Here is a 26,944-nt window from a genome sequence, read left to right on the forward strand (position 1 = left end):
ATGCAAGGATCCGTTCACCTCGGCCCAAACATGCGCTAAGCCTGCCGCAGATCATTCCACGGTTCCGCCATGCGCTTCCCGGCCTCTCTCACCTGGCTCGCCTTCCCCGTCTATGTCTGGCAGGGGCTCGGCGTGCGCCGCCGCACAACGCGCATGCTGCCGGCACAGGGACCGGTCATGCACGAACTCGCCGGCAAGGCGCCCGGTATCTCGCTTCTGGTGCTGGGCGACTCCTCGGCCGCCTCGGTCGGCATCGGCAATTCCGAGAACGGGCTTGCCGCGCAGCTCGCCGTGCTGATCTCGCAGCGCACCGGCCGCGCCGTGCGCTGGCGCGCCGCCGGCTTCAATTCGGCGACATCGGGCCAGATCCGCGACCATGTCCTGCCCAACCTGTCGGCCGATCCGTGGACGCATATCGTGCTTGCCATCGGCACCAACGACACCAAGAATTTTCATTCGGTGCCGCGCTTCAAGAAGGAGTTCGGCGGCTTGCTCTACGGCCTGCGCGCCAAATGGCCGGAGGCACGCGTGGTGTGGTCGCCGGTGCTGGAGTTCACGCGGGCGCCGGCCATGCCGCCGCTGCTCGGCAAGATCCTCGAGATCCGCGCCACCGCAATGAACCGGATGGGTGAACGGCTCTGCCTTGAACGCGGCGCGGTGCCGGCCCCGCGCTTGCCGATCACCAATCCCGAACAGGGTTTCGCCTCGGACGGCTTCCACGCCTCGGAGGCGGGCTACCGCGCCTGGGCCGCGCATCTCGTCGGTCTAGTGCTCGCCAGCTGAACACCGACGGCCGATGCGGCCCGCAGACCTATGTCAAATGCCCGAGCACGGCCGCCAGCGAGATCGCGGCCATGGCCAGCAGCGCCAGCTTCCAGAAATCGCCGCGGCGCTTGAGCCCTGGCCAGCCGATCGGTTTGATCAGCTGGATGACCATGAAGCCGACGATGACAAGGGCGAGGAGTTTCGTCATGCCGCCTTTGACCAGCAACGCGGCCCGCTGTCAAAGCCGAGAAGGAACGGGCGCCGCGTTACCCAACCGGACCGCGGCGCCCGCCGTTTTGGGAGGACGACCTACTTCAGCGGCTTGAGGCCGGCTTCGATCGAGGCGCGCTTCGGTTCGAGGAACGGCGGCAGGGCCAGGCTTTCGCCCAGCGTCTCCAGCGGCTCGTCGGCGGTGAAGCCCGGCCCGTCCGTGGCGATCTCGAATAGGATGCCGTTGGGCTCACGGAAATAGAGTGAGCGGAAGTAATAGCGCTCGACCTCGCCGCTCGACGGCAGGCGGAATTCGGCCAGGCGGGCGGTCCATTGATGCAGCGTCTCCTGGTCCGGCGCCCTGAAGGCAACATGGTGAACCGCACCGGCGCCTTGCCTTGCGGGAGCCAGCCCGGGCTGCACGGCGACATGAAGCTCCGCCGCCGGCCCGCCAGCGCCCATTTCGAAGACATGGACCTGGCCTTCGCCGTCCGGCGAAGCATAGTCGCGGCCCTTGCGCATGTTCATCACCCTGGTCAGCACCGCCTCGGTGTTGGTGATGTCGGGGACGCTGATGACGATCGGCCCGAGCCCGCGGATCTGATGCTCGGCCGACACCGGGCTTTGCGCCCAGGGATGGCTGCCGCCCTTGCCGCCATCGCTGACGAGCCGCAGACGCTGGCCTTCGGGATCCTCGAAATCGAACGACGGGTAGCCGCCGATGTCGGCAATCTCTCCTGTCGCGATGTTTTCGCCGGCCAGGTGCTGTTTCCACCAGGCCAGGCTCTCCGGGCTGCCGACCCTGAGGCTGGTCCGCGCGATGCTGTGGGTGCCGCGCCGCTCGCGGCCAACCGGCCAGTCGAAGAAGGTGAGGTCGGTGCCCGGCGTCGCTTCGCCGTCGGCATAGAAAAGGTGATAGGCTGACGTGTCGTCCTGGTTCACCGTCTTCTTGACCAGCCGCAAGCCCAGCACCTTCGTATAGAAATGAAGATTGCCCGGTGCGTGGGCGGTGATGGCGGTCAGGTGGTGGATTCCTGTCAGTTGCAGGCTCATGGTCGTCTCCCTGGTTTTGGGGAAGAATTATCTCCCGTCATATCAGAACTGCGGTCACCTCGCTGAAGGCCGCCTATCCGGACGGTCCGTCGCCGTGAATTGAACAGTGTCGACTCCATTGGCAGTCCTGCAGTGAACAATCCTTCAGCCGAAAAAGCTGCGTCGAAGATCACGACCGAGGGCAATTTCCAACAACCGGAACATTGGCCGTGCGCCCTGCCATCCTCCTGACAGACTGCTGTCAGGAGGGGTGTGCGATACTGCCTCCAGTTAGAGAGAGGAGAATAGCCATGAACGGTTTCACCATCCTGCGCGGCATGCAGCACTATGTCGGCAAGGTTCGCACCATGCGCAACGAAATTCGCACGCAGCGTTTCATGAACGCGCTGCCCGCGGACATCCGCAAGGATATCGGCTGGCCCGATATGTATGTGGAACGTCGTTCTCGCGGCAATTGAGGCGAATTTTTCGACATCGATATTGGACATGGGCGCGCCAATGCCCAGATATAGCTGCGGCGCGCTGGGGGACGGAGCGAGCTTATGCCTGATCAGAAGACAATCGGCTTCGTCTTCATCGAAGGTTTTGCCGACTGGGAATATGGATTGCTGGCCGCCTCGGCGGTTGAGTGGTTCGGTGCTCGTGCCGTGTCATTGACCCCTGGAGGCAAGCCGGTGACCGGGATAAGCGGCTTTCGGCTGACGCCCGACCGCTCGGCCGGCATCGACGAGAATGCCGATCTTGACGCAGTCGCCGTCATCGGTTCCGACCAGTGGGCGGGCAAAACACCTCCGGATGTCGCTCAATTGCTCAATGCCGTTGCAACGCGCGGCGGCGTCGTCGGCGGCATCTGCGCTGGCACGCTGGCGCTGGCCCGCGCCGGCATGTTCGAACAAGCCAAACATACCAGCAATGGCCGCGACTGGATCAACGGACACGAAGCCGGTTATGCCGGCGACAACAACTATCAGGACGTGCCGCACGCGGTCGCCGATGGCAAAATCGTCTCCGCTCCGGGTTCGGCGCCCGGCACCTTTGCCCTTGCCTTTCTGAAGACGCTCTATCCCGAGCGAGGCGCCGATCTCGCGCGGATGCGGACGCTGTTTGCCAGGGAATATGCTGAAGCCTCCTGACAGTATGCTGTCAGGAGGGATGTGCAACGATGAGATAATGTGCATGGCCGGCCGAGAGAACGACCGATGAAAAGCTGGAACGACAGGCTGAACACGCCTGGCACCAACGGCGTGAAACCAACGCCGCGCACGGTGGGTGACGTGGTCGAGGGCCAGCCGATGCTGGTGCCGACCGCGCGCCAGGTCGACGCTTTCATCCGGTCGATTCCCGAAGGCGTCGAGATGGATGTCCGTGCGCTGCGCACGGCGCTCGCCATCGAACACGGCGCCGAAGTGACATGTCCGGTGACCATTGGCTATCATCTGCGCACGGTCGCCGAAGCCGCCAGGGAAGACCTCGATCGCGGCATGACTACGAGCGACATCGCGCCCTTCTGGCGCGTGCTCGATGCGAGGACGCCGACAACGAAGAAACTGTCCTTTGGCGCGGAATTCATCGCCGCGCAGCGCAAGCGCGAAGGACTGAAACCGTAATGAATGTCGTCAGGAGCGGCTCCGGTCCAGGAGCCGCCCTAGCAACAACACTGGGGAAGCAAACATGCGCCGCGCCGACAGGCTCTTTCAGATCGTGCAGCATCTGCGGGGTGGCCGTCTGGTCACCGCCCAGAAGCTCGGCACGTGGCTCGAGGTTTCCGAGCGAACGATCTATCGCGACATTGCCGACCTGCAGTCGACCGGGGTGCCGATCGACGGCGAGGCCGGCGTCGGCTACATGATGAGGGAGGGCTTCGACCTTCCGCCGCTGATGTTCACGCGTGACGAGATCGTGGCGCTGGTTGCCGGCGCGCGCATGGTACGCGCCTTTGGCGGCGCCGCAATGGCACGCGCCGCCGACGAGGCATTGGTCAAGATCGGCGCGGTGCTGCCCGATGCCGAGAAGGACCGCATCGCCCGTACCGAGATCCACACGCCCATGTGGGTGGTCAGCGACGCCGCCCGCGAGGCGATCGACCTGATCGAGCGTGCGGTCGAAAAGCGCCAGGTGCTGACCATCGACTATTGCGACGAGGCCGGGCGCGGCACCGCGCGCGACATCAGGCCTCTCGGCCTGTGGTTCTGGGGCAAGGTGTGGACGCTGGTCGCCTGGTGCGAGATGCGCGACGACTTCCGCGCCTTCCGCATCGACCGCATCGCCTCGGTGGTGATTGCCGGCCGCATCTTCAAGCCGGAGCGCGGCAAGCAGCTTGCCGACTTCTACCGGGCCGTGGAGCGCAGCGAGGATTACGGCATGGCGCCCGACCGCGTGGCGCGAAGCTGAGATAGCATATGGAATAAAAAAGCCCGCTCGAAGCGGGCTTTTTTCATGAACTGTCGCAGACCTTACTCGTCGTCAGCGTCTTCGTTCTTCGACTTCAGCGCCGAGAGCTTGGCGAACACGGCGTTGGCGTCGAGTTCGGCATCCTCGTCCTTCGGCTTTTCGGGGGCCGGCACCAGCCGCTCGGTCAGGGCCGCCGGCAGCAGCGTGTCGCCGACTGGCTGCGCCTGTTCGCGGCCGCGCGAGGCGCGGTTGACTTCCATGTCGAGGTCGATCTGCGAGGCGAGACCCAGCGTCACCGGATCCATCGGCTGCAGGTTGGCCGAATTCCAGTGCTTGCGTTCGCGGATCTGCTCGATCGTCGACTTGGTGGTGCCGACGAGACGCGAAATCTGCGCGTCCTTGAGTTCGGGATGGTTGCGCACCAGCCACAGGATGGCGTTCGGCCGGTCCTGGCGCTTCGACAGCGGCGTGTAGCGCGGGCCCTTGCGCTTGGATTCCGGCACCCGCACCTTGGGGTCGGAAAGCTTCAGGCGCTGGTTCGGGTCCTTCTCGGCGCGCGCGATCTCGTCGCGGGTCAGCTGGCCGGTCATGATCGGGTCCATGCCCTTGATGCCTTGCGCCGATTCGCCGTCCGCGATTGCCTTGACCTCGAGCGGATGCAGCCCGCAGAACTGGGCGATCTGCTCGAAGGAGAGCGCGGTGTTGTCGACCAGCCAGACGGCGGTCGCCTTGGGCATCAACAGCGTATTGGCCATTAGAAAAATCCTTCTCGTTCGCCCGCGTTCCCGCGCGGGCGGTGGTTTAGAGCCACCAAAATGGGAAATTCGCGGCCTGTATAACCGTTCCCTTGCCGTTTCGCAATGTTTTTGGAAGCGCGGCCGCCCGATGGGTTCGGGAGCCGGCAAGCGCGTAGGAGACAGCTACTTTTGAGCAGGCCGCACAAGTGCCGCGCGCGCTCCTGGAATCGCCAATTGCACTGGCCCCAAAAAGACAAAACCCGCTGGACAAGGTCCAGCGGGCTCGGAACCGGAAACGGGAACGTCTGCGACGGCTCTACTTCTCAACATGAACCCGGCCCTGCGGCCGGATCATGCTTGCAATCAGATCGCCTGGCGGGCGATCCGTTCGATGTCGGCGCGGTTGATGCCGAGATCGCTGAGCTGACGTGCGTTGAGACGGTTCAGTTCGCGCACGGTCTCGTTGTACATGCGCCAGTTACGGAAAGCGCGGATCGGGTTCATGGTAGTCCTCCTGAATGGGGTGTTCGTTTCGATGCTGCACAGATAGTGATCATCGATGAGGACTTGAACGGCCGATTTTGCATAGCAATGATGCAAATGCTGCATTGCACCATTAAGCCTCTGTTCATCTTGTAGGCAGGGACGAAAGGCGCTGTCCCAGGACGTGTCGAGATTCCGGTCAGGCCGAGTCGGAGTCGAAGACGGGCGCGAAGCGACCAAACTGGGTTGATACCGAGAACCGGAGCGGAGCGTACTTTTCGTAGGCGAGCACCGGCCTACGCCGGCCATAGCCTTGGCTGCCACGACCGCCCACATGAGTGCTTCGGCCGGCGAAGGCCGGAAGCGCAGGAAGCCATCATTTGCAGGCCGGCCTTGCCTGAATATCGCCGTCCTAGCCGACGTCGAGCACGATCTTGCCGATATGCTCGCCCTCCTCCATCCGCTCATGCGCGCGCCAGGCATCGGTCAGCGGATAGATCATGTCCATGACGGGTGCGACCTTGCGCGTGCCGAGCAGTGGCCACACCTGTGCCTCCAGAGCCGCCGCGATCGCCGCCTTGAACTCGACGGTGCGCGGCCTGAGCGTCGACCCCGTATGGGTCAGCCGCTTGACCATGATCTTGGAAAAATCGGCGCTGGCGACGGCACCAGCCTGCACGGCGATCTGGACGATGCGGCCCTCGACCGCCGCCGCTTCGTAGTTTCGCTGGACATAGTCGCCGCCTACCATGTCGAGGATGACATTGGCCCCCTTGCCATCCGTCGCCTCCTTGACCGCCGTGACGAAATCCTCCTCGCGGTAATTGATCGCCCGGTCGGCGCCGAGCTTCAGGCAGGCGTCGCATTTCTCCCTGGATCCGGCGGTGGTGATGACATAGGCGCCGAAGGCCGAAGCCAGTTGGATCGCCGTCGTGCCGATGCCGGACGAGCCGCCATGCACCAGCAGCGTCTCGCCTTTCTTCAGGCCGCCGCGTTCGAACACATTGTGCCAGACGGTGAAATAGTTTTCCGGCACGGCCGCTGCTTCCGTGTGGGTGAAGCCGGCGGGCAGCGGCAGCACGCTGCCGGCATGAACCTTGACATATTCGGCATAGCCGCCGCCGGGGGTCAGCGCGCACACCCGGTCGCCGATGCGCCAGCGCGATATCTCGTCGCCAAGGGCAGCCACTTCGCCCGACACTTCGAGGCCGGGCAGGTCCGATGCGCCGGGCGGCGGCGGATAGGCGCCCTTGCGCTGCTGCACGTCGGGCCGGTTGACGCCGGCAGCATGCACCTTGATCAGGATCTCGCCTGGGCCGGGCAAGGGGACATCGCGCGTTTCCGGTTTCAGCACCCGTGGGCCACCCGGTTCCGAGATCGCGATTGCCGTCATCCTCGCCGGAATTTTCTGTCCGCTCGCCATGGAGTTTCCCGTCTTCCTCGCCGCATTCTTACCGGCTGTTTGCATCGACGCCCTTGCCCTATGTATGCTGATTGCCAAATCAGGCAAATGGCCAATCTGGTGTGGCGGAGGAGGAGCAACGATGGCGATCTTCGACGACGAACCCAAGAAGAAGGCACGGCCGCACGAGATCGGGCAGGATCTGTCGCTGCTTTCCGTCGGTGAACTGTCGGAGCGCATCGGCATCCTGCGCGACGAAATCGCAAGGCTGGAGGCTGAGCTCAAGGCCAAGGACAACACCAAATCGGCCGCCGAGGCACTGTTCCGCCGCGGATAGGCAGACGGGCGCAACAGCCCGCCGCCGAAAAGCCCGAATGCGACTGTCTTCAGACCTTGTCCCTCCAGAGTCCAGCCGGATCAATAAATGCTCGCATCCTACAGACCGATCCTCTCCCTGCTTCGCGGCACTGCCTTCCTGCTGGCGGCATCCGGTCTGCATGGGCTGCTGCTTCCCCTGCGCGGCCAGGTGGAAGGGTTCTCCACCGCATCGCTTGGCCTGATGGGCACGGCCTGGGCCGGTGGCTTCGTCACCGGCTGCTTCTTTGCCCCACGCATCGTGCGCCGCGCCGGGCATGTGCGCGCCTTCGGCGCCTTCGCCGCGTCCGGCGCCATCGTGGCCCTGCTCACCGGCCTGATCATCGATGAATATGTCTGGATCCTGCTGCGCGCCTTTACCGGTTTCACCATGGCCGGCGCCTTCATGGTCATCGAAAGCTGGCTGAACGAGAAGGCCACCAACGAGAACCGCGGCACCGTCTTCGGCCTCTATATGATGGTCACCTACGCCTCGATCATGGGCGGCCAGATGATTGTCGCCGGCGGCGACGTGAAATCGGCGTCGCTGTTCATGATCACCGGCATCCTGTTCTGCCTGTCGCTGATCCCGACCGCGGTTTCGACGGCGTCGCACCCCAAGCCGCTGCAGGACGTCAAACTCGACGTCAAGGGGCTCTACGCCAACTCGCCGGTGTCGGCGATCGCCTGCGTTTTGATCGGCATCGCCAATGGCGCCTGGGGCACGCTGGGTGCGGTCTATGGCGCGCGCATCGGCATTCCCACCGCGGAGATCGCCTTGATGATGAGCCTCGTCGTCGTCGCGGGCGCTGCCATGCAGTTACCGGCCGGGCGTCTCTCCGACAAGACCGACCGGCGTTTCGTGATGGCCGGCGCCGCTTTCGGCGCGGCCCTGTTCGCGCTCCTGATCTTCCTGTTCCAACCGCGCTCCGGCATTTTCGTCATCGTCTTCACCGCCGCTTACGGCGCTTTTGCCTATACGCTGTATTCGATAGCCGTGGCGCATGCCAACGACCACGCCCGTGCCGAGGACTTCGTCAAGGTGTCGGGCGGACTGCTGCTGCTTTACGGCTTCGGCACCATGATCGGGCCCTTGCTGGCGGCAGCGCTGATGGGCTGGATGCGCCCGGAGGGCCTGTTCCTGGCCACCGCCTTCGCGCATCTGTCATTGGCAGGCTACACGCTGCTGCGCATCAGCCGCCGCGCTCCGGTGCCGATCGGCGATCGCGACGCCTTCAAGACGCAGCCGGCCGACCGCTCGGTGACGCCGGAAGCATTGCGGCTTGACCCAAGAAGAAAAGCAGAAGCAGACAGTTGAGATTCGAAAAACTTTGCCTCACAAATGAGGCATGATGTTTTCCGACGCCTTCATGGCGATCGCCGACCCCAATCGGCGCCACCTTCTGGAAGAACTTCGACGCGGTCCGAAGACCGTCAACGAGTTGGCGGCCGGGCTTCCAGTCTCACGCCCGGCCGTATCACAGCATCTGAAAGTGTTGCTCGACGCCGGATTGGTCAACGCCAAGGCTGAAGGCACGCGGCGTGTGTACACGGTAAGCAATTCCGGCTTCCTGAGACTCAACATCTGGCTCGATCAATTCTGGGAAGCCTGACCGTTTCTGGCCGGCGACCGATCAGCCCTTTCAGGTCTTCTCGTTCAGAAATGCGCCGAGCAAATCGAGCAACACCCCCGTCCCGTGCTCGCGCGACGACGATGTGTCATGGCCATCGAGGAAAGCGCCCTGCTCGGTCAGCACCAGCCGCGTGCCCTTGCCCTCGGCAAACAGTTCGATCGTGGCCAGCGACACGGAGATGCGAGTTGCGCCAAACAGCATGTCATAGCTGTAGACGATGCGCTGGTCCGGCACGATGTCCTGATAGGTGGCTGTGTAGACGTGGATCGGGCCATCTTTCGATCCACCCGCATTGAGCTCCTTGCCGCCGACGCGAAAGTCCATTTCAAAACGGCCGGGCATCGGATTGTCGGGATCGGTGAACCAGCGCCGCTTGGCGTCCGCGTTGCTGAGCGCGAAGAAGACTTTCGACGGCGTCGCCGGATAGAGACGCTCGATGATGAAGGTGGAATGGACGACGGATCGTTCGGTCATGTTGGTCTCCTTCAGTTTTCGTCGTCGGTCTGCGCCAGAAAATCGCCGAGCCGATCCAGCCGGCGCTCCCAGGAGAGGCGCCGCTCGTTGATCCAGTGTCCGGCTGCTCTCAACGCCTTCGGCTCGATCTGGCAGGTACGCACGCGCCCCAGTTTTTCCGAGCGCACCAGACCGCTTGCCTCCAGCACATTGAGATGCTGGACGACAGCCGACAGCGACATTGCCAGCGGCTCGGCCAGCTGGCTGACCGAGGCCGGACCGCGCGACAGCCGGTCGACCATCTGCCGCCGCGCCGGATCGGCAAGCGCCTGGAACATCAGGTCGAGCTGGGCGGGATCGTGCAGCATCGCTGTCAGCCATTATTGTAGGGGAAGAACTTGAAGTAGGGCTGCGCCTCCTCGATCACCCTGGCAAAGGCAGGGCGCTGCAGCAGGCGGTCGTGATAGCGCTTCACGGCGGGATATTTGTCGCCGAACGGCTCGACCTTGTTGGCGTAGAAAAGTGCTGGAGAGGCCGCGCAATCGGCCAGGCTGAAGGCGTCGCCCACCGCCCAGGTCCTCGACTGCATTTCCTGTTCGACGATGGCGTAGGAATTGCGCAGCTGGCCGCGCGCCTGCTCGACGCCGAGCGGATCGGTTTTGTCCTGCGGCCGCAAACGGTCGCCGACGATCTTCTGCATCGGCTCCTGCACATAGAAATCATAGAAGCGGTCGGCCTGGCGGACCGCCAGCGCCAGGTCGATGTCGGCGGGAACGAGTTCGACCGGCCCCGGATAGTGCGCAGCCAGATATTCCACGACGATGGTCGATTCCAGCACCGTGCGGCCGCGCGCATCGTCGCGCAGCGCCGGCATCTTGCCGCTCGGCGATATCTTCAGGAACGCCGCGCGCGAGTGCTCGTCGCCGAGATCGACGATGACCGGGTTGAAGGCGGTGGCGTTCTCGTAGAGCGCGATCAGCGGCTTCCAGCAGAAAGAGGCCAGCGGATGGAAATGCAGCGTCAGGGACATTCTTTGCCCTTCCGTTTCAGGGATCGTCGGTCAACGGGAAATCGACACTGAAGCATTTACTTAACTATTGCGCCGTGCCTTGCCCGTCAAGACCACTCGCGAAGGCTCAATTGGATCGGATATGCGCGACGATCCCGGCTGATATCGCCGGCCAGTCTTGCGGATGCAGCTCATGGCCTCCGCCCGCGATGCGAAGGAGTTTCGCGCCGGCGACCGTTTTGGCCAGCGCCTCGCCATGTTCGACCGGAAAGATCGGATCTGATGTGCCATGGATGACCAGCAGTGGCGCCGCCATCTGCGGCAGCCGCCCCTTCCAGGTATCGCCACCCTTGAGTGAAAAATGATTGGTCGCGCTCAAGAACCCACCGGATCGGTCGTAATCCTTTTCGATGAAAGCTCTCATCTGGACCTCGTCGAACGGATGTGTGGTGCTGGCGATCGCCCGCGCATCCTTGACCACGGAATCGATCGCCTGGCCGCGGTCCGACCAGTCGACATCGGCGCCCGCGGCCGAATGCTCGATATAGGCGCCGGTTGTCTGCGGCAGATGCGACGTGTCCATCCCCACCGGCGAACTGCTGATCACCGTCAGCGACGCGACGCGGGAGGGATGCTTGAGCGCCACGATTTGCGCGATCATGCCGCCCATCGACATGCCGGCGACATGGGCCTTGCCGATGCCATGGCTGTCGAGCACGCCAATGGCATCGTCCGCCATGTCGTCGAATGTGTAAGGCGGCTTGCCCGGCGGATATTTGGTCGAACGGCCGGTATCGCGATTGTCGTAGCGGATCACATACAGGCCGGCATCCGCCAACTCCCGGCAAAACGCCTCCGGCCACCACAGCATCGAGGCCATCGCGCCCATGATCAAAAGCAGCGCGGGATTTTCAGGATCACCGAAGGCTTCGGATTTGATCTCGGGACGATTGATCGTCGTCATCACTCAGTTTCCTATTCTGATTGCATTTTGCAATCGGTTGCACCATAATAAAACTGATACGATAATGCAACTGGTTTTGTGGAGAGAATCGAATGAGCCTCGATCGCCGATCCGGCTGCCCGATCAACCTTTCGCTGGAAGTGTTCGGCGACCGTTGGAGCCTGATTATCCTTCGCGACATGATTTTTGGCGGCAGGCGGCATTTCCGCGAACTGCTCAACGGATCGATTGAAGGCATTGCCTCCAACATCCTTGCCGACCGGCTGAAGCGGCTGATGGAGTTGGGCATGCTGACCAAGGCCGACGATCCCAGTCACAAGCAGAAGGCGATCTACAGCCTGACCGAGATGGCCATCACGCTGGTGCCGATCCTGGCCCATCTCGGCGCCTGGGGCCGCGTCTGGCTGCCGACAAGCGAGGAACTCTCGATCCGCGCCGAGTTGCTGGAAAAGGGCGGACCGCCGATGTGGGAGAAATTCATGGACGAGTTGCGCCATGAGCATCTGGGCATGCCGCTCGACACGGCATCCGGTCCTTCTGTCCGCGCGACCCTGCAGGCCGCCTATCAAGCCGTGGTCGCCGGCAAGGCTCTCGGCGCCAGCCCGGCCGCCTAATCAACTATTTTCCCCGTTTCGAGGCCGGCTCTGCTAGAACAAGCGGAAACCACAATTCACGGGATTGGATAAGCTCTTGGTTGAGAACTCTCGGGATGCCGCCCGCGCGCGCGCCGATCTGCGTTTCAAGAAGCAGGAAGAGGCGGCCACCGTCCGCCAGAAGGCGATGGCGGAGTATGCCGCCGAGAGCGACGCCCGCAAGGCCAAGACCGACAAGCTACGGGCTCTGCGGCTGGCCAAGGAAGCCGAGGACCTCGCCAACGCGCCGGCGGTGCCCGCCAAGAAGCCTGCCCGCGCCAAGAAGAAATAGCCGCACGGCCGTCGGCAACCCGGCCTGACCAGCGGCACCGTTCGCCTGTCGATTCAGCCGCTCGCCGACGCGGTCCTGGCGACAGCGGCCCCCCAATCCCGCCGCTTCACAAGAAGCAATTTCAACCGAAACCGGGATTGCTTCGGCCGGCTGGCCGTCGATGATTGTCCCTTTCCCAACAGGAGATTGCCATGACCGCACTGCCGCTCGAAAAAGCCCGGCAAATCATCGATGCCGCCTTCGCCAAGGGCGCCGAACTCAAGTTCAAGCCGCTCGGCGTCTCGGTTCTTGACGCCGGCGGCCATCTGGTTGCCTTCGAGCGCCAGGACGGCGCCTCGTTCCTGCGCCCGCAAATGTCGGCGGGCAAGGCCTATGGCGCGTTGGCCATTGGCATGGGCTCGCGCAAGGTCGAGGCCTTCGCCAAGGAGCGCCCGCATCTGGTCGCCGGCATCTCCGACGTGTCGGGTGGACGTGTGCTGCCGGTCGTCGGCGGCGTGCTGATCCGCGACAAGGCCGGCACTATCATCGGCGCCGTCGGCATTTCAGGCGACACGTCGGACAATGACGAGGCCGCGGCCATCGCCGGCATCGAGGCCGCCGGCTTCACCGCGGATCCGGGCTGAGTACTTAGTTGAGGTTGATGTCCCGGCTCGCCGACCGCATCGACACGGCGAACCCGGCCAGCACATCGAACAGCGCGATGATCATCAGCGTGAAGAAGATGGAATGCGCCGCGCCCTTGACCAGCAGGAACTCGACCAGGAAGGCGACGAAGACCAGCGTCGACAGGAGATGGTCCATGATCGAGGCGCTGGTCGTGCGCGCCGACTTCACCATTTCGAGGAACAGGAAGATCAGGCCGATCAGTATCATCAGGTCGCCGAGCGTCATCGAGAACACCCCGCCCGACATCATGCGGAACGAGAAGATCTCGCTCGCCCACGGGTCATCGCCGCCGCCGAAAATTCCGAGCAGGCCAAGATTGTAGAGAATGAAAGGCACGATCAAAAGCGGGACGGCACCGAACATCTGGCGTCTCCATATGGGGGCACCTTCTGTAGAATGCGCCACAGCCACGCCGTCAAGATTTTTCGTGCTAAGCCGCAAACACGGTCGAAGACCGGATGCAACAACCATGTCAGCCGACAAGGAGCAAGCGTAGGACAGAGGTTCTGCGCTTGAACGAGCCGGCGCGCGCGCTACCCGCCAGTGGGATGGCAGTCTGGGCCTCGGCCGTCAGGTTCGCCAAACGCAAAAAGACCGGCCTGAGGCCGGTCCTTTGCAACTCAACCCTTCAAAAAAGCTGGTCTCAGCTTTCCTTGGGGGTCAGCACCTGGCGACCGCGATACATGCCGGTCTTCAGGTCGATGTGATGCGGGCGGCGCATTTCGCCGGAATTCTTGTCCTCGACATAGGTCGGGGCCTTGAGGGCGTCAGCCGAGCGGCGCATGCCGCGCTTGGACGGAGAGGTTTTGCGTTTCGGAACGGCCATGGATATGCTCCATTACATGGTCAAAAGCCCCGCCCGCCCTCGTGAAAGGGCCATGTCGGGGCCTAAATCTGAGAAAGTCGGGTGCCTATACACGCCTGACACCGTTTTGGCCAGCACTGCCATGAATTTTTTTGAGTCGGTTACTCCAGACAGCCGACATAGGCGCCTGAGCGACCGGCACGCCGTTCGATCAGATTGGCCAACCTTCTCAAGCCCGGCCCGGGTTTGGCCGGATTGCGGGCGATGGGGTTGGGCAAGGCGACGGCGAGAAGTGCGGCCTGCCGGCGCGACAGCTGTTTTGCCGGAATGCCGAAATGGTGCTGCGCCGCCGCCTCGATGCCGTAGATGCCCGGCCCCCATTCGGCGATGTTGAGATAGATCTCCATGATACGGCGTTTCGACATCACCGCGTCGAAATAGACGGCCAGCGGCAGTTCGACGACCTTGCGCACCGAGCCCAGCGGACGGGACCAGAGAAAAAGGTTCTTCACCGTCTGCATGGTGATGGTCGAGGCACCGCGCGTCGCCTCGCCGGCCAGCGCATCGTCGACTACCCCTCTGAGTTCGCCGAGATCGACGCCACGGTGGAAGCAGAACTGCCCGTCCTCCGACATGATGACGGAGTGAGCCAGCACCGGCGCGACATCGTCGATCGACACCCAGCGCCGGTCATAGCCGGAGAAGGTCGCCAGATCCTTCAGCATCAGCGTCGACACCGGGTGCACGAAGGACGGCAGGTAAAGGAAGGTCAGCACGGTCGGGATCAACGCCAGTACGGCGGCCACGACAAGGCCGCGCCGGACCCGGCGCCTGAGACCGCGACGGTTCACGCCGCGCGATCTCGTCGCCATGTCCAGCTTTTCGGTTTCATGATCGACGATCGGTTCCGCCAAGCCGCCCAACCCGTGCTTCTCCTCGCTCCGGCATAATGGCGCTTGCCTTCTTGCGCAACGTCTGAGTGTCGGCTACCGGTCCCGACCATGACGAATGACGACGAAATGGCGTTCGAAATGGCGCTCATCAGGCGAGCAGCGGCCGTCGAGGTGCTGTTGCGGCGCTTGCTCGACGATCGCCCGCTTTCGGGTGAGATCGCGCGGCCCGATCGGCTGATGGCGGCGATGCGCCATGGCGTGCTGAACGGCGGCAAGCGCCTGCGCCCCTTCCTGGCCATGGAAAGTGCCGCCCTTTTCTCCGCCGACGGCGAAGCAGCACTGCGCGTCGCGGCGGCACTCGAATGCGTGCATTGCTATTCGCTGATCCATGACGATTTGCCGGCGATGGATGACGATGATCTGCGCCGTGGCCAGCCGACAGTGCACAGGGCCTTCGACGAGGCAACCGCGATCCTGGCCGGCGACGCATTGCTGACCCTGGCCTTCGACATCATCGCCGGCGAGGCGACCGTACTGCCAGCGGAGCGGCGAGCGGCCTTGGTGCTGGCGCTTGCCCGTGCGGCCGGAGCCGGCGGCATGGTCGGTGGCCAGAAGCTCGACCTCGAAGCCGAGCAGACGCCGCCCGACGAGGCGGGCATCATAACGCTGCAGGCAATGAAGACCGGCGCGCTGATCCGCTTCGCCTGCGAGGCCGGCGCCATCATCGCCGGCGCTGCGGCCGAGGACCGCGAAAGACTGGCTGAGTTCGGCTCGGCCATCGGCCTTGCCTTCCAGCTTGCCGACGACCTGCTCGACCTGACCGCCGACGCCAGCCAGATGGGCAAGGCGACCGGCAAGGACGCCGCCGCCGGCAAGGGAACGCTGGTGGCGCTGCACGGTGCGAATTGGGCGCGCAGCCAGTTGCACGGCCTTGTCGGGCAGGCCCACGCGCTGCTCGATCCCTTTGGTGACAAGGCGGCGCTGCTGAAGGAGGCTGCGACCTTCATCGCGACGCGCAACAGCTGAGTGCCCACCGATGTCGGTGCGGGTTCAGAGACAAATGGGAGATCAGCTTCGATGTCGGCCAATCTGTTCGATCTCAGCGGGCGCCGGGCGCTCGTAACCGGCTCGTCGCAAGGCATCGGGCTCGCTCTGGCCAAGGGCCTGGCGCAAGCCGGCGCAAGCGTGATCCTCAACGGCCGTGACGCGGCCAAGTTCGGCGCCGCGGCGGCGCAGATCCCCGGGGCGCAAACGCTTATCTTCGACGCGACCGACCATGACGCGGTTCGCGCCGCGATCGACAATTTCGAGCTGTCCGGCGGACCCATCGACATATTGGTCAACAATGCCGGCATGCAGTTCCGCACGCCGCTCGAGGATTTTCCCGCCGATGCGTTCGAGCGCCTGCTGCAGACCAATGTCGCCAGCGTCTTCCATGTCGGCCAGGCGGTTGCGCGCCACATGATCAGCCGCGGCCGTGGCAAGATCATCAACATCGCTTCCGTGCAGACCGCCCTGGCCCGCCCTGGCATCGCCCCCTACACGGCGACGAAGGGCGCGGTCGGCAACCTCACCAAGGGCATGGCAACCGACTGGGCCAAACATGGCCTGCAATGCAACGCCATCGCCCCCGGCTATTTCGACACGCCGCTGAATGCAGCCCTCGTCGCCGATCCGGCTTTCACCGGCTGGCTCGAAAAGCGCACCCCGGCCGGCCGCTGGGGCAAGGTGGAGGAACTGGTCGGAGCCTGCGTGTTCCTGGCCTCCGACGCCTCGTCCTTCGTCAACGGCCATATCCTCTATGTCGACGGCGGCATCACCGCATCGCTCTGATCTTCCCCGCCGCGCGGACCAGCAATCGCGCTGGTCGCGCGAACGAAATCTTAATGTAAATGAAGCGTAATCCCGGTCGTTAAAATAGTGCGTATGTGTTGGGGTTGCGCATGCCGGAATATTCTTCCTTCATCCGGTTTGTCCGGATTCGCTATCTTTCAGGATTGCTGATTTTCGCGCTGGCTTCCACGGCCATCATGGTTGCGCTCAACCGTGTCAATTCCTTCCGTCATGAGGTTGACGCGCTGAGCAGCAACCTCGTCGTCTTCACCCGCGACCTGCGCAACGCGACCAGCTTCGCCGAGACGACCGGTTCCGCCTGGCGCAACGAAACACGCGACGCGCTGACCGCCTCGGCCCGCGACCATTCCGAACGCCTGACCAACGAAATCGACACGCTGACCGCCCAGTTCGCCGCGCTGCGCTCGCGCCTGTCGGCCAAGACCCTCAACGAGCTCGAAACCGCCTCGGTCAACGGCGACCTGTTCTGGTCGGCGCATGACATGGTGCGCAACTTCAATCTGATGTCGGTGGCGCAGAAGGCCGATGAATGGAGCTATCGGGAAATCCGCAACCAGAACGACCTGTTCGTCCAGCCGATGCTGGTCCGCGTCCGCACCGCCATGGACGAAGAGCGCCATCTGGCCGACGCGTCGAGCGACCGGTTGCTGCTGTGGGCGAGCGGCCTGTTGTTCGCCGTCCTGGCCATCGTCGCCTTCTGGATCTTCCGGCCGATGGAGCAGGCGATCCGCCGCGCCTTTGCCCAGTCGGCCGAATCCCTGTTCAAGGCAGAGGCCGCCGATCGCGCCAAGTCGGAATTCCTGGCCAATATGAGCCACGAGATCCGCACGCCGATGAACGGCGTGCTCGGCATGGCCGAACTCTTGGCCAAGACCGAACTCACCCCACGCCAGAAGACCTTCACCGACGTCATCGTCAAATCCGGCAATGCGCTGCTCACCATCATCAACGACATCCTCGATTTCTCCAAGATCAACGCCGGACAGCTCACCCTGGACCCTGCCCCCTTTCGTCTCACCGAAGCGGTCGAGGACGTGGCGACACTGGTCTCGGCGCGCGTCGCCGAAAAGAACCTCGAACTGATCGTGCGCGTCGATCCGCGCCTGCCGGCCCATGTCATCGGCGACGCCGGCCGCTTCCGGCAGATCGTCACCAATCTGGTCGGCAATGCGGTGAAGTTCACCGAGAAGGGCCATGTGCTGATCGATGTCGGCGGCGAAACCGTCAACGATGTCGTCCAGCTCAGGCTGCGGGTCGAGGACACCGGCATCGGCATCCCGGCCGAGAAACTGCAGAACGTGTTCGAGAAATTCGCGCAGGTCGACGGCTCCTCGACCCGGCGTCACGAAGGCACCGGCCTTGGCCTTGCCATCGCCGCCCGCCTCGTCGACCTGATGGCCGGCAAGATCGGCGTCGAGAGCGAGATCGGGCGCGGCTCCGTCTTCTGGTTCGCGGTGCCGCTGCCTGTGCATCATGCCGAGGCACGCGAAGCGATCGTGCCTGTCGACGTCACCGGCGCGCGCGTGCTGGTCATCGACGACAATCCGGTCAACCGCGAAATCCTGCTCGAGCAGCTCAGAAGCTGGAGCTTCGACTGCGCCGCCGCCGAAAGCGGCGCGGTGGGGCTGGCCTTCCTCGATCGCGCCTGCCAGCTGGGCGCCAGCGTCGACTGCATCATCCTGGACTACCAGATGCCCGGCATGAATGGCGCCGATGTCGCCCGGGCCATCGCCGCCGACAGCCGGCTGTCGGCCATCCCGATCGTCATCCTGACCTCGGTCGACCAGGTCGATTTCGGCAAGATGATCATCGATTTCGGCATATCGGCGCATCTGACCAAGCCGGCGCGTTCGGCGGTCCTGCTCGGCACCGTCATCTCGGTCATCCAGAAGGCTCGCTCGCAGGTCGGCAAGGCGCAGTTCATCCGCGAACCGGTTCAGCCGAAGCCGGTGCCGCAGGCGGCTCCGCCCGCCTTCACCGTCATCCGTGGCCCGGCCATGCCGGTCATGGCGGTGCCGGAATCGACCGCCACGCCGAACGGCCCGATCGACATCCTCATCGCCGAGGACAATGAGGTGAACCAGCTGGTGTTCGGCCAGATCCTCAACGGGCTCGGTCTGAGTTACCGCATCGCCGGCAACGGCCGCACGGCGGTCGAGATGTACCGGTCGCTGCATCCGAAACTGATCCTGATGGATGTCTCTATGCCCGAGATGAACGGCTACGAGGCAACCCGGGCCATCCGGGCGATCGAGACCTCGTCGGGCGGTCACATCCCGATCATCGGCGTCACCGCGCATGCGCTGAAGGGCGACCGCGACAAGTGCATCGAGGCCGGCATGGACGACTATCTGCCGAAGCCGGTTTCGCCCGACCGGCTGGGGACGAAAATCGGCACCTGGCTCAGCGAGACGGTGGTGGCCAAGACGGCGTGAGATACGTCCGGCCGGGCTGGCTGATCAGCGCAGCCGACCGACCGGGATGATTTCCGGAGAGGTGTCCGCATAGGGTTCGCCCTGCCAGTCGCCGAGCCATTGCTCCACCAGCAGGCCAGCGTCATCCAGCATCCCGGCAATATCTTCCTTCTTCGGAAACGCTATTTTCGATTCAGCGCCCAGAATTGGTCTGCCGCCCGGAATTTCATAGAAGGTCGAATAGGTGACCACCGCACTGGCGGCATTCCAGTCGGCATCATACCAAGCCCTGACCGCGCCAAGGCTGGGATGCTCCACAATCCTTTCCGAGCGCTGCGGGGTCCATTCCAGCCACGCCTCCACGGCGGGATTTCGCGTGTCGAAGATAAAGCGCCCACCAGGACCGAGATGTTCGGCGATGGTGCACAGCACTGCCCGCTGATCCTGTTCGGTCAGGAAAACCTGGAAAACGTGACCGGTCAGCAGCACCAGATCGAACCGTTTTCCGAGCCGCACCGTTCGCGCGTCGGCAACAACCCAGTCGACCTTGTCACCGCCGGTCCTGCGTCGCGCGATATCGAGCATGGCCGATGCGGGATCGACACCGGTGACGTGGCGCCCTTGGGCCATTTCGGCGGCCAGTTGACCGGTGCCGCAACCAAGATCGAGAACCGAGCCGCCATCCCGGGCAAGACCGACGCAATAGTCAAAATCGGCGCGGCCATCCTGATTCTCGATGTCGTAGAACTGAACGAAGTCGGGATCATTGTAGATCGGATCGGTCATGCCGCCGCCTATAGCCCAAATGCTTGCCATGCGCGACAGGCGCAATCTACGTCGTCGATTAGGTTGCGACCTTGCTCGGCCTTCATACTCAGCCGGCCGCATCCAGACGATAGCGGCGCATCCAGTCGAGGCTTGTCTCGTCGGCGAGCTTTGCGACGCCCGGCCGGATGTCCCCGGCATTCGGCGGCGGAACGCCGAGGGCCTCGCAGATGCCCAGCAAGGCCGCCGCGGGATCGGCGGAGAGACGATCGTAGCCGACGCGCAGCGGCGCCAGGCCTTGCGCCGCGAACCAGATGTTCCACGCCGTGTCATAGGCTTCGAGCGTGGCGAGTTCCTCTTTGATCCGCTCGAAATCATATCGGGGTTCTTGCGCCGGTGTGACCCTTTCGATCTCGGTGCCGTCCGGCGCAATATGCCAAAGACCGGTCTGCTGCGCCTTGATCAGCGATATCGCCTGCGCAAGCTTGTTCTCACGCGACAGGTGGATGTAGAGAATGCGGCCAAAGGCCTTTTCGAAGCGCGTCGTGTCTGACGCCAGCCCTGGGAAAATCCGGTCGAGGATCGCCGAAAGTTCATCCAGGTTTTCGCGCATCAGGCGCAGGCCGAAGATGCCTGTCCCGCCCTTGCCGGCGGTGATTGCCGCATCGAGATAGGCAACGTCGAATTCAAGCTCGCGCATCGTATCGCGGGCCGGCAGTTTCCACTCGTCGGCCATTCCGACAGGTCCTGCCGCCGATAGAAGGAGTGCGGATCGCCTGATGTCCCGGTGGAGGCCAGGAGCTTACACAGCAGCGTGCTGCCGGTTCTCGACGTGCCGCAGATAATGTAGGCGTCGAACATCCCGCTGCCCTCGTCGTTCATCACAGGCAGGGCAACCCGGCCGACCCACCGCCGCGAACTACCGGTTGCGTACCACCACGCATGCCCCGCCGACGCTCTGCAATTTCTGGCAGATGACATTAGCGGCGGCACGATCGTCGATCCCGATCCTGACGGCGTAGATGCCGCGCCGGCCGATCGGCGTGCGCACCCGGCTCACCACCGGATCATGCCCCCCGAGCAAGGCCGGAAACCGGCTCCTGACCCTCAGCCACTGGCTGATGGCAGCACTGCGGCGGAAATTGCCGGCCACCTGGACGCCCCATGGCTTGACGTTGATCGAGGCCATCGCCACGGTCCGCGACATGATGACAGGCAGCTTGCGGCAAGCGACGGCAAAATCCGTCTTGGCATCGAGCGGCTCGATTTTTCCGGCATAGGCGGGGTCGGTGAACTTGTCGACCGGCTCGCCCATGACGTCGAAGACATAGCTCTCGGTCTCCATCGGCAGGAAGCCGCCCGAGCCCAACCAGCGCGAAACCCGGCTTTCGCCGGCATTGTAGGCGGCCGCCGCCAGGCCAAGATTGCCGTAGCTGCTTTTCATTTCGGCAAGATATTTCGCCGAAGCCGGGATCGCCTGGTTGATGTCGAAGGAGTTTTCGAGCCCGCGCATCTTGGCGGTGCCCGGCATGAACTGGGCGATGCCTTCGGCGCCGACGGGGCTGACGGCATTGGGGTCGAAACGGCTTTCCTTCCAGATCAGCCTGGCGAAGAAATCCCGCGGCAGGCCGTTCTGGTCGGCATGGGCCTGGATCAGGTTGCAGACCTTGTCGATCAGTCGTTGCTTGGCCGATTGCGGCGGATCCGCCTGAACCGATGTCGAGCACCCCAGGGCGCAAAGCAGAACCAGCGTCACCCTGAGGAAACGCTGCATTTCGTCTACTCCGCCGCGGCTTTGCCGCCGCGCCCAAACCTCTGCTCGATATAGTCGGCGACCATTTTCTCGAAATCCGCCGCGATCGACGGTCCGCGCAGCGTCGCCGCCTTCTTGCCGTCGACGAAGACGGGCGCCGTCGGCGTCTCGCCGGTGCCGGGCAGCGAAATGCCGATATCGGCATGCTTGGATTCGCCCGGGCCGTTGACGATGCAGCCCATCACCGCGACCTTCAGGTTCTCGACGCCTGGATATTTTTCGCGCCACACCGGCATGTTCTTGCGCAGGTCGGCCTGGATGTTCTGGGCAAGCTCCTGGAACACGGTGGAGGTCGTGCGGCCGCAGCCGGGGCAAGCCGCGACGATCGGCACGAACTGGCGGAACCCCATGGTCTGCAGCAGTTCCTGCGCCACCTGCACCTCACGCGTGCGGTCGCCATTCGGCTCCGGCGTCAGCGAGATGCGAATGGTGTCGCCAATGCCTTGCTGCAAGAGGATGCCCATGGCGGCGGACGAGGCGACGATGCCTTTCGAGCCCATGCCGGCCTCGGTGAGGCCGAGATGCAGCGCATGGTCGGAGCGGGTGGCAAGCTCGGTGTAGACGGCAACCAGGTCCTGCACGCCGCTGACCTTGGCCGACAGGATGATCTTGTCGCGGCCAAGGCCGATCTCTTCGGCCATTTCGGCCGACAGGATCGCCGACTGCACGATCGCCTCGCGCATCACTTCCTGCGCCGTCAGCGGAAAACCCTTGCCCTGGTTGTCGTCCATCAGCCGGGTCAGAAGCTCCTGGTCGAGCGAACCCCAATTGACGCCGATGCGCACCGGCTTGTCGTGCTTGATCGCCATTTCGACGATATCGGTGAACTGCCGGTCCTTCTTGTCCTTGAAGCCGACATTGCCCGGATTGATGCGGTATTTGGCCAGTGCCTCGGCGCAGGCCGGATGATCAGCCAGAAGCTTGTGGCCGATATAGTGGAAGTCGCCGACCAGCGGCGCATTGATGCCGAGGCGCTGGAGCCGTTCGTGAATGCGCGGAACGGCGGCGGCGCTCTCGTCGCGGTCGACGGTTATGCGCACGATCTCGGAGCCGGCGCGGTGCAGTGCCGCGACCTGCGCGACGGTCTGATCGATGTCGGCCGTGTCGGTGTTGGTCATCGACTGCACCACGACAGGCGCGCCGCCGCCGACGACCACGCCGCCGACATCGACGCCGACCGAGGTGCGGCGGGGGAAGGGAAAGGAAAAATATCCGGTCATGCCGGCAGCCTTTTGTCTCTGGAGCCCCATGCGTCCGCTCGGACGCACAAACACTCCCCAGGGCCGATGCGCTGAGGTTCGGGCATGAGGTGGAGGAGCAAAGATGGCTTGTCAATGGCGACAGGTCGCCACTGGCAGCAATTGATCCCGGCCGGCGAGCTGAAACAGAACAAGACCCGGCTGTGGCCAGGGGAAAAAAGGGATCGGAAAGGATATTAGCCGCGGCTTATGACATAGTGCTGAAAATCAAACCACCTGTACCGGCGGCGGGTGCCGCCGGCAAGGAAGACCGCATAGTGGCGGCTATGTCAGTCGGGCATCAATGCGTGGTCGGTTGCGCTTTCAGTTTCTCAATCGCATCCTTGAGTGCCAGCTTGCGTCGCTTGAGATTCACGATTTCGAGGTCGTCCACCGACGGGTGGTTCATCGCGTCATCGATTTCGCGTTCGATGTCGCCGTGTTTCCGCTGCAACTCATCAAGATGGGATGCAAGAGACATGATTGGTTCTCCCTTTCATGGTTTCCTCGATTGCAGCCGTCACGGCGCGTCCACCGCAGGTCGCTTCTGTGACGGCACAATGACACTTTGCCACCTTCCGACTGCGATGTCGAATGCTGCGTGGTAGCATTCCACGACAAGGTGAAATGTGATATGGCCTGCGCGCCGGTGGCAGAAATTGCCACCCCCGCCCAATCAGGCCCAGTTTTTGGGCGCCGCAGACGTGCAGACGGTAGAGAATGTCCGATCAGGAACAGGCCGATATTCGCCTCGAATTTTCCCGGCTGAAGCAGGAACACGCCGATTTCGATGCCGCGATCAACGCGATGATCGCCACCAATTGCGACCCGCTGCAAATCCAGCGCATGAAGAAGAAGAAGCTGGCGCTCAAGGACCGGCTGATGAAGCTGGAAGACAAGATCATTCCAGACATCATCGCCTGAACGCTTTCCCCTATCCGCCGATCGAAAGCCTGGCCGCGCGATCGCGCAGCAGGCCGATGAGACTGCCGGTGCGCTCGTCGGACGTATCGATGGGAACCACCAGGCACATCGTCGCCTCGACCTTGCCCGGTGCTGAAAAGACCGGCACGGCAAGGCACTTCGTATAGGCATCGACCAGGCCCGAGGTGACGCAGTAGCCGGTCACCCCAGCCTTGGCGATGTCGTCGATGAAATCGTCGAGCCGCAGCTTGCGGCCGTCGGGCAGCACGAGATCGTCTTCCGACACCATGGCTTCGACCTCGGCCCGCTCCAGCCCCGCCAGAAGCAGCCGGCCAGACGCGGTCCAGGGCAGCGGTATCTGCAGGCCGGTGGCGGAGCTGATGCGAAACGGCCTGGTGCCCGGGCTGGAGTGGACGATGGTGTAGCGGCCGCTCTGCAGCATGCACAGTTCCGAGGTCTCGCCGGTCTCGCGCGACAGATGGTCGACCTCCTGGCGCCCGCGCCGCAGCAGGTCGTTGCCGCGCACATAATCCATTCCATAGAGATAGAGCTTCTTGCCGAAATAGACGCGGTTGCCGTCGCCCGCCATCTCCAGCAGGCCGGCGTCCACCAGCGACCGCACCAGCGTGTAGGTCGTCGAGCGGGGTGCGTTCACCCCCTTGGCAAGGTCGCCAATGCCGATCGCCCGCTGCGTCGTGTGCAGGAAGTCCAGGATCTCGAGCACCCGGTTGAGGCCCTTCTCGCGGGAGGCCGTCGTCTTTTCGTCGGCCGAAACGGCCAAGGCATTGCCATCTTGCATTGTCGATTCCTGGTGTTAGTATCTGTCTTGTACAGGATACATGCGTCTCTTGTAAGAGACAATCGCTTTGAAATCATCGACGTGTGTCTTTGCCTGTGCATGGGGAACACAACACGAAAGGAGGTCGCCGTGAACGACACATCCGGAAGACGTGATTTTCTGAAATTGGGAATGGCGGGACTGGCCGCCACCGGCGTGCTGGCAACCGTCGATGCGCAGAAGGCGGCCGCCCAGGCGGCATCAGACAGCCTGCTGCGCACCGTGCTCGACCGCGGCAAGCTTATCGTCGGCACCGGCAGCACCAACGCGCCCTGGCATTTCGAGAACGATGCCGGCGAACTGGTCGGCATGGACATCACCATGGGACGCATCCTGGCCAAGGGTCTGTTCGACGATCCGACCAAGGTCGAATTCGTCATGCAGGATCCTGCGCAGCGCATTCCCAACGTCACCACCAACAAGGTCGACATCACCATCCAGTTCATGACGATGACGGCGCAGCGCTCACAGCTGATCAACTTCTCCCGGCCGTACTATGTCGAAGGCGTCGCCTTGCTGACGCTGCCCACCGCCGAGAACAAGACCTTCGACAAGCTGCTTGCCGGCGGTTCGGCGACGCGCATCTCCATCCTGCAGAATGTCGATGCCGAAAGCTCCGTCCACTTTGCCTTGCCACAGGCACAGGTGCTGCAGATCGACACCCAGGCCAACGTGCTGCAGGCGCTGGAATCCAAGCGCGCCGACGCGGCAGCCGTCGACCTGTCCACCGTGCGCTGGCTCGCCTCGCGCAATCCGGACAAATATTTCGACGCCGGCAAGAGTTGGTATTCGATGCTCTACGGCGCGGCCTTGCGGCAGGGCGACCTCGACTGGCTGACCTTCGTCAACCAGACCTTCACCATCGCCATGTTCGGCCATGAATCGGCACTCTACGACGCCGCCTTCAAGGATTATTTCGGTCAGGAACCGCCGGCACGCCATCCCGGCTTCCCGGTCATCTGATCCCGGATCGCGGAAGGGCGGCATTCCAGCCCTTCCGCGATCCATTCGACGGCCTTCACACCGAGGCGCACGCATGGGCTATGCCCTCAATTTCAACCTGATCTGGCGGCATTTCGACAAGCTGTGGGGCGGTCTGCTGCTCAGCCTCGAGCTTGCGGTGATCTCGATCGCCATCGGCACCGTCATCGGCCTGGTGCTCGCGGTCTGGTACGTCTCGGCCGGACGCGTGGTACGGGCCATCATCGCCGCCTATGTCGAATTCATCCGCAACGTGCCGCTGATCCTGCTCGTCTATCTCGTCTTCTACGGGGTGCCGACCGTGGTCGACCTGGCCTACAGCGCGCCGACCTCGTTCGTCCTGACGCTGTCGGTCTATAGCGGCGCCTATCTGGTCGAGGTGTTTCGCTCGGGCCTCGAGGCCGTCCCGCGCGGCCAGCTCGATGCCGGCAAGGCGATCGGCCTGACGCCCTGGCAAAGGCTCATCCATGTGCGCCTGCCGACCATGCTGCGCATCACGCTGCCGGCGCTGTCCAACACCTTCATCTCGCTGTTCAAGGACACCTCGATAGCCTCGGTCATCTCGGTGCCCGAGCTCACCTTCGGCGCCCAGTGGATCAACTTCAACACCTTCCGCATCGTCGAGGTCTATCTGGTGACGACGGCGATGTATCTGGTGACCGGCTACATCCTGCTCTTCGGGCTCAGGCTCGTCGAGCGCCGGTTCAGGGCGGCGCGCTGACATGGCGAGCCAGATCCTCTACGCCCTGCCCTTCCTCGCCAAAGGCTTCGCCTTGACCCTTTGGGTGTCGCTCCTGGTCGTCACCCTGTCGCTCGTCGCCGGCGTCCTGCTTGGCGTTGGCCTGGTCTATGGCCCCGCCCCGCTGCGCTGGGCGGTGCGCATCTTCTCCGACACCATTCGCGGCATTCCGATCCTGGTGCTGATGTTCTTCGTCTATTACGGCCTGCCGGCGGTCGGGTTGCATCTGCCGTCCTTCTGGGCGGCTGTGCTGGCGCTCACCCTGTTCAAGACCGCGCAGGTCATCGAATATCTCAGGGGCGCGGTCGCCTCGATCCCGAAAGGCCAGTCCGAGGCGGCGATGGCGATCGGGCTGACCTTCCGCGAGCGGCTCACCTCCATCATCTTCCCGCAGGCCTTCAGGCGCTTCCTGCCGCCCTGGATCAACGGCGTCACCGATGCGGTCAAGGGCAGCGCGCTGGTTTCGCTGCTCGGCATCACCGATCTGATGCAGGCCATCAACCAGGTCATCGGCCGTACCTACGAGGCGATGCCGCTCTATATCCTCGGCGCGCTCATCTATTTCGCGGTCAACTATGCGCTCTCGCTCGCCAGCCGGCGGCTCGAGCGGCGCTTTGCCTTCATTCGGGAATAGC

General features: G+C 63.5%; 36 protein-coding genes and 1 pseudogene. 18 read left to right on the top strand and 19 right to left on the bottom strand.

Annotated features, from left to right (window positions below; genetic code table 11):
- Window positions 1–69 precede the first annotated feature (69 nt).
- Window positions 70–783, top strand: a complete 714-nt coding sequence (locus tag CK228_RS12050; protein WP_095772131.1) for an SGNH/GDSL hydrolase family protein — start codon at window positions 70–72, stop codon at window positions 781–783.
- A 28-nt stretch (window positions 784–811) separates the two neighbouring features.
- Here CK228_RS12050 and CK228_RS12055 read toward each other — a convergent pair whose 3' ends face one another.
- Together CK228_RS12055 and CK228_RS12060 are read right to left on the bottom strand one after the other, a co-directional pair.
- Complete coding sequence (locus CK228_RS12055) at window positions 812–973, bottom strand: hypothetical protein (RefSeq protein ID WP_080512074.1); 162 nt, start codon at window positions 971–973, stop codon at window positions 812–814.
- 101 nt (window positions 974–1,074) lie between these two features.
- Window positions 1,075–2,028, bottom strand: a complete 954-nt coding sequence (locus CK228_RS12060; RefSeq protein ID WP_095787986.1) for a ring-cleaving dioxygenase — start codon at window positions 2,026–2,028, stop codon at window positions 1,075–1,077.
- Between the two features lie 290 nt (window positions 2,029–2,318).
- Between CK228_RS12060 and CK228_RS12065 the strand changes: the two genes are divergently transcribed.
- The 4 genes from CK228_RS12065 to CK228_RS12080 all read left to right on the top strand — a co-directional run bounded on the left by CK228_RS12065 (window position 2,319) and on the right by CK228_RS12080 (window position 4,419).
- The gene (locus CK228_RS12065) at window positions 2,319–2,486 is read left to right on the top strand and encodes a hypothetical protein (RefSeq protein ID WP_095787987.1); all 168 of its coding nucleotides are present in this window, start codon (window positions 2,319–2,321) and stop codon (window positions 2,484–2,486) included.
- A gap of 84 nt (window positions 2,487–2,570) precedes the next feature.
- The gene (locus tag CK228_RS12070; protein ID WP_095772128.1) at window positions 2,571–3,161 is read left to right on the top strand and encodes a type 1 glutamine amidotransferase family protein; all 591 of its coding nucleotides are present in this window, start codon (window positions 2,571–2,573) and stop codon (window positions 3,159–3,161) included.
- Between the two features lie 66 nt (window positions 3,162–3,227).
- Entirely contained in the window at window positions 3,228–3,635 is a 408-nt protein-coding gene (locus CK228_RS12075) for a hypothetical protein (protein ID WP_095787988.1), read from the top strand.
- Between the two features lie 64 nt (window positions 3,636–3,699).
- On the top strand, window positions 3,700–4,419 hold the full coding sequence (locus CK228_RS12080) for a YafY family protein (protein ID WP_095201249.1): 720 nt from the start codon (window positions 3,700–3,702) through the stop codon (window positions 4,417–4,419).
- A 62-nt stretch (window positions 4,420–4,481) separates the two neighbouring features.
- Here CK228_RS12080 and CK228_RS12085 read toward each other — a convergent pair whose 3' ends face one another.
- The 3 genes from CK228_RS12085 to CK228_RS12095 all read right to left on the bottom strand — a co-directional run bounded on the left by CK228_RS12085 (window position 4,482) and on the right by CK228_RS12095 (window position 7,062).
- Window positions 4,482–5,174, bottom strand: coding sequence for a DUF1013 domain-containing protein (locus CK228_RS12085; RefSeq protein WP_044548374.1), 693 nt, complete (start codon window positions 5,172–5,174; stop codon window positions 4,482–4,484).
- Window positions 5,175–5,519: 345 nt separating this feature from the next.
- Window positions 5,520–5,660, bottom strand: a complete 141-nt coding sequence (locus CK228_RS12090; RefSeq protein ID WP_064987068.1) for a DUF1127 domain-containing protein — start codon at window positions 5,658–5,660, stop codon at window positions 5,520–5,522.
- A gap of 391 nt (window positions 5,661–6,051) precedes the next feature.
- Window positions 6,052–7,062, bottom strand: a complete 1,011-nt coding sequence (locus tag CK228_RS12095; RefSeq protein ID WP_095787989.1) for an NAD(P)H-quinone oxidoreductase — start codon at window positions 7,060–7,062, stop codon at window positions 6,052–6,054.
- Window positions 7,063–7,183: 121 nt separating this feature from the next.
- On the opposite strand from CK228_RS12095, the gene CK228_RS12100 reads away from it, so the two are divergent.
- The 3 genes from CK228_RS12100 (at window position 7,184) to CK228_RS12110 (ending at window position 9,008) form a co-directional block, all read left to right on the top strand.
- Window positions 7,184–7,378, top strand: a complete 195-nt coding sequence (locus CK228_RS12100; RefSeq protein WP_027047479.1) for a DUF1192 domain-containing protein — start codon at window positions 7,184–7,186, stop codon at window positions 7,376–7,378.
- A gap of 87 nt (window positions 7,379–7,465) precedes the next feature.
- Window positions 7,466–8,713, top strand: coding sequence for an MFS transporter (locus CK228_RS12105; protein WP_095787990.1), 1,248 nt, complete (start codon window positions 7,466–7,468; stop codon window positions 8,711–8,713).
- A gap of 31 nt (window positions 8,714–8,744) precedes the next feature.
- Window positions 8,745–9,008, top strand: coding sequence for a metalloregulator ArsR/SmtB family transcription factor (locus CK228_RS12110; RefSeq protein ID WP_027053942.1), 264 nt, complete (start codon window positions 8,745–8,747; stop codon window positions 9,006–9,008).
- A 30-nt stretch (window positions 9,009–9,038) separates the two neighbouring features.
- Here the strand turns inward: CK228_RS12110 and CK228_RS12115 are convergent, their stop codons facing one another.
- The 4 genes from CK228_RS12115 to CK228_RS12130 all read right to left on the bottom strand — a co-directional run bounded on the left by CK228_RS12115 (window position 9,039) and on the right by CK228_RS12130 (window position 11,455).
- Window positions 9,039–9,503, bottom strand: a complete 465-nt coding sequence (locus tag CK228_RS12115) for an SRPBCC family protein (RefSeq protein ID WP_095787991.1) — start codon at window positions 9,501–9,503, stop codon at window positions 9,039–9,041.
- Window positions 9,504–9,514: 11 nt separating this feature from the next.
- Window positions 9,515–9,850, bottom strand: a complete 336-nt coding sequence (locus tag CK228_RS12120) for a metalloregulator ArsR/SmtB family transcription factor (protein WP_095787992.1) — start codon at window positions 9,848–9,850, stop codon at window positions 9,515–9,517.
- 5 nt (window positions 9,851–9,855) lie between these two features.
- The gene (locus tag CK228_RS12125) at window positions 9,856–10,512 is read right to left on the bottom strand and encodes a glutathione S-transferase family protein (RefSeq protein WP_095787993.1); all 657 of its coding nucleotides are present in this window, start codon (window positions 10,510–10,512) and stop codon (window positions 9,856–9,858) included.
- A 106-nt stretch (window positions 10,513–10,618) separates the two neighbouring features.
- Window positions 10,619–11,455 (bottom strand): alpha/beta hydrolase, encoded by an 837-nt coding sequence (locus CK228_RS12130; RefSeq protein WP_095787994.1) that lies wholly within the window; start codon window positions 11,453–11,455, stop codon window positions 10,619–10,621.
- Window positions 11,456–11,547: 92 nt separating this feature from the next.
- Between CK228_RS12130 and CK228_RS12135 the strand changes: the two genes are divergently transcribed.
- From CK228_RS12135 to CK228_RS12145, 3 genes are all read left to right on the top strand, one after another.
- Complete coding sequence (locus CK228_RS12135; protein WP_095787995.1) at window positions 11,548–12,069, top strand: helix-turn-helix domain-containing protein; 522 nt, start codon at window positions 11,548–11,550, stop codon at window positions 12,067–12,069.
- 76 nt (window positions 12,070–12,145) lie between these two features.
- A complete protein-coding gene (locus CK228_RS12140) occupies window positions 12,146–12,379 on the top strand; it encodes a hypothetical protein (protein ID WP_056576497.1) in 234 nt (77 codons plus the stop codon).
- A gap of 191 nt (window positions 12,380–12,570) precedes the next feature.
- A complete protein-coding gene (locus tag CK228_RS12145; RefSeq protein WP_095787996.1) occupies window positions 12,571–13,002 on the top strand; it encodes a heme-binding protein in 432 nt (143 codons plus the stop codon).
- Window positions 13,003–13,006: 4 nt separating this feature from the next.
- Here the strand turns inward: CK228_RS12145 and CK228_RS12150 are convergent, their stop codons facing one another.
- From CK228_RS12150 to CK228_RS12160, 3 genes are all read right to left on the bottom strand, one after another.
- Window positions 13,007–13,408, bottom strand: a complete 402-nt coding sequence (locus tag CK228_RS12150; protein WP_095787997.1) for a hypothetical protein — start codon at window positions 13,406–13,408, stop codon at window positions 13,007–13,009.
- 280 nt (window positions 13,409–13,688) lie between these two features.
- Window positions 13,689–13,871 carry a 50S ribosomal protein L32 gene (rpmF, locus tag CK228_RS12155; protein ID WP_008834724.1) on the bottom strand — a complete coding sequence of 61 codons (183 nt, stop codon included), beginning with the start codon at window positions 13,869–13,871 and terminating at the stop codon, window positions 13,689–13,691.
- A 140-nt stretch (window positions 13,872–14,011) separates the two neighbouring features.
- The gene (locus tag CK228_RS12160; RefSeq protein WP_095772116.1) at window positions 14,012–14,773 is read right to left on the bottom strand and encodes a transglycosylase domain-containing protein; all 762 of its coding nucleotides are present in this window, start codon (window positions 14,771–14,773) and stop codon (window positions 14,012–14,014) included.
- Between the two features lie 78 nt (window positions 14,774–14,851).
- Between CK228_RS12160 and CK228_RS12165 the strand changes: the two genes are divergently transcribed.
- The 3 genes from CK228_RS12165 to CK228_RS12175 all read left to right on the top strand — a co-directional run bounded on the left by CK228_RS12165 (window position 14,852) and on the right by CK228_RS12175 (window position 19,032).
- A complete protein-coding gene (locus CK228_RS12165; RefSeq protein ID WP_095787998.1) occupies window positions 14,852–15,769 on the top strand; it encodes a polyprenyl synthetase family protein in 918 nt (305 codons plus the stop codon).
- A gap of 51 nt (window positions 15,770–15,820) precedes the next feature.
- Window positions 15,821–16,576, top strand: coding sequence for an SDR family oxidoreductase (locus tag CK228_RS12170; protein ID WP_095787999.1), 756 nt, complete (start codon window positions 15,821–15,823; stop codon window positions 16,574–16,576).
- A gap of 110 nt (window positions 16,577–16,686) precedes the next feature.
- The gene (locus CK228_RS12175) at window positions 16,687–19,032 is read left to right on the top strand and encodes a response regulator (RefSeq protein WP_095788000.1); all 2,346 of its coding nucleotides are present in this window, start codon (window positions 16,687–16,689) and stop codon (window positions 19,030–19,032) included.
- Window positions 19,033–19,056: 24 nt separating this feature from the next.
- Here CK228_RS12175 and CK228_RS12180 read toward each other — a convergent pair whose 3' ends face one another.
- From CK228_RS12180 to CK228_RS12200, 6 genes and pseudogenes are all read right to left on the bottom strand, one after another.
- Entirely contained in the window at window positions 19,057–19,797 is a 741-nt protein-coding gene (locus tag CK228_RS12180; RefSeq protein WP_095772343.1) for a class I SAM-dependent methyltransferase, read from the bottom strand.
- A gap of 88 nt (window positions 19,798–19,885) precedes the next feature.
- The gene (locus CK228_RS12185) at window positions 19,886–20,512 is read right to left on the bottom strand and encodes a Stf0 family sulfotransferase (RefSeq protein ID WP_245438013.1); all 627 of its coding nucleotides are present in this window, start codon (window positions 20,510–20,512) and stop codon (window positions 19,886–19,888) included.
- A gap of 47 nt (window positions 20,513–20,559) precedes the next feature.
- Window positions 20,560–20,757 (bottom strand): annotated as a pseudogene (locus CK228_RS36450) (Stf0 family sulfotransferase); the annotation flags it as partial.
- Complete coding sequence (locus CK228_RS12190; protein ID WP_095788001.1) at window positions 20,696–21,550, bottom strand: lytic transglycosylase domain-containing protein; 855 nt, start codon at window positions 21,548–21,550, stop codon at window positions 20,696–20,698. The pseudogene CK228_RS36450 and the gene CK228_RS12190, both read right to left, overlap by 62 nt.
- A gap of 5 nt (window positions 21,551–21,555) precedes the next feature.
- Window positions 21,556–22,809, bottom strand: coding sequence for a flavodoxin-dependent (E)-4-hydroxy-3-methylbut-2-enyl-diphosphate synthase (ispG, locus tag CK228_RS12195; protein ID WP_095788054.1), 1,254 nt, complete (start codon window positions 22,807–22,809; stop codon window positions 21,556–21,558).
- 319 nt (window positions 22,810–23,128) lie between these two features.
- Window positions 23,129–23,308: a YdcH family protein gene (locus tag CK228_RS12200; protein WP_010911953.1), complete on the bottom strand. Its 180-nt coding sequence runs from the start codon at window positions 23,306–23,308 to the stop codon at window positions 23,129–23,131.
- A gap of 239 nt (window positions 23,309–23,547) precedes the next feature.
- Here CK228_RS12200 and CK228_RS12205 point away from each other — a divergent pair, with 239 nt between their 5' ends.
- Window positions 23,548–23,751 carry a YdcH family protein gene (locus CK228_RS12205; protein ID WP_010911954.1) on the top strand — a complete coding sequence of 68 codons (204 nt, stop codon included), beginning with the start codon at window positions 23,548–23,550 and terminating at the stop codon, window positions 23,749–23,751.
- 10 nt (window positions 23,752–23,761) lie between these two features.
- On the opposite strand, the gene CK228_RS12210 is transcribed toward CK228_RS12205, so the two are convergent.
- A complete protein-coding gene (locus CK228_RS12210) occupies window positions 23,762–24,550 on the bottom strand; it encodes an IclR family transcriptional regulator (protein WP_095772110.1) in 789 nt (262 codons plus the stop codon).
- A 171-nt stretch (window positions 24,551–24,721) separates the two neighbouring features.
- Here CK228_RS12210 and CK228_RS12215 point away from each other — a divergent pair, with 171 nt between their 5' ends.
- The 3 genes from CK228_RS12215 (at window position 24,722) to CK228_RS12225 (ending at window position 26,943) form a co-directional block, all read left to right on the top strand.
- On the top strand, window positions 24,722–25,552 hold the full coding sequence (locus CK228_RS12215) for a transporter substrate-binding domain-containing protein (protein ID WP_179295887.1): 831 nt from the start codon (window positions 24,722–24,724) through the stop codon (window positions 25,550–25,552).
- A gap of 73 nt (window positions 25,553–25,625) precedes the next feature.
- Window positions 25,626–26,291, top strand: coding sequence for an amino acid ABC transporter permease (locus tag CK228_RS12220; RefSeq protein WP_095772109.1), 666 nt, complete (start codon window positions 25,626–25,628; stop codon window positions 26,289–26,291).
- A 1-nt stretch (window position 26,292) separates the two neighbouring features.
- Window positions 26,293–26,943 (top strand): amino acid ABC transporter permease, encoded by a 651-nt coding sequence (locus tag CK228_RS12225; protein ID WP_095788002.1) that lies wholly within the window; start codon window positions 26,293–26,295, stop codon window positions 26,941–26,943.
- The last annotated feature ends 1 nt before the right edge of the window (window position 26,944 follow it).

The sequence above is a fragment of the Mesorhizobium sp. WSM4312 genome, assembly GCF_002294875.1.
Classification (GTDB): domain Bacteria; phylum Pseudomonadota; class Alphaproteobacteria; order Rhizobiales; family Rhizobiaceae; genus Mesorhizobium.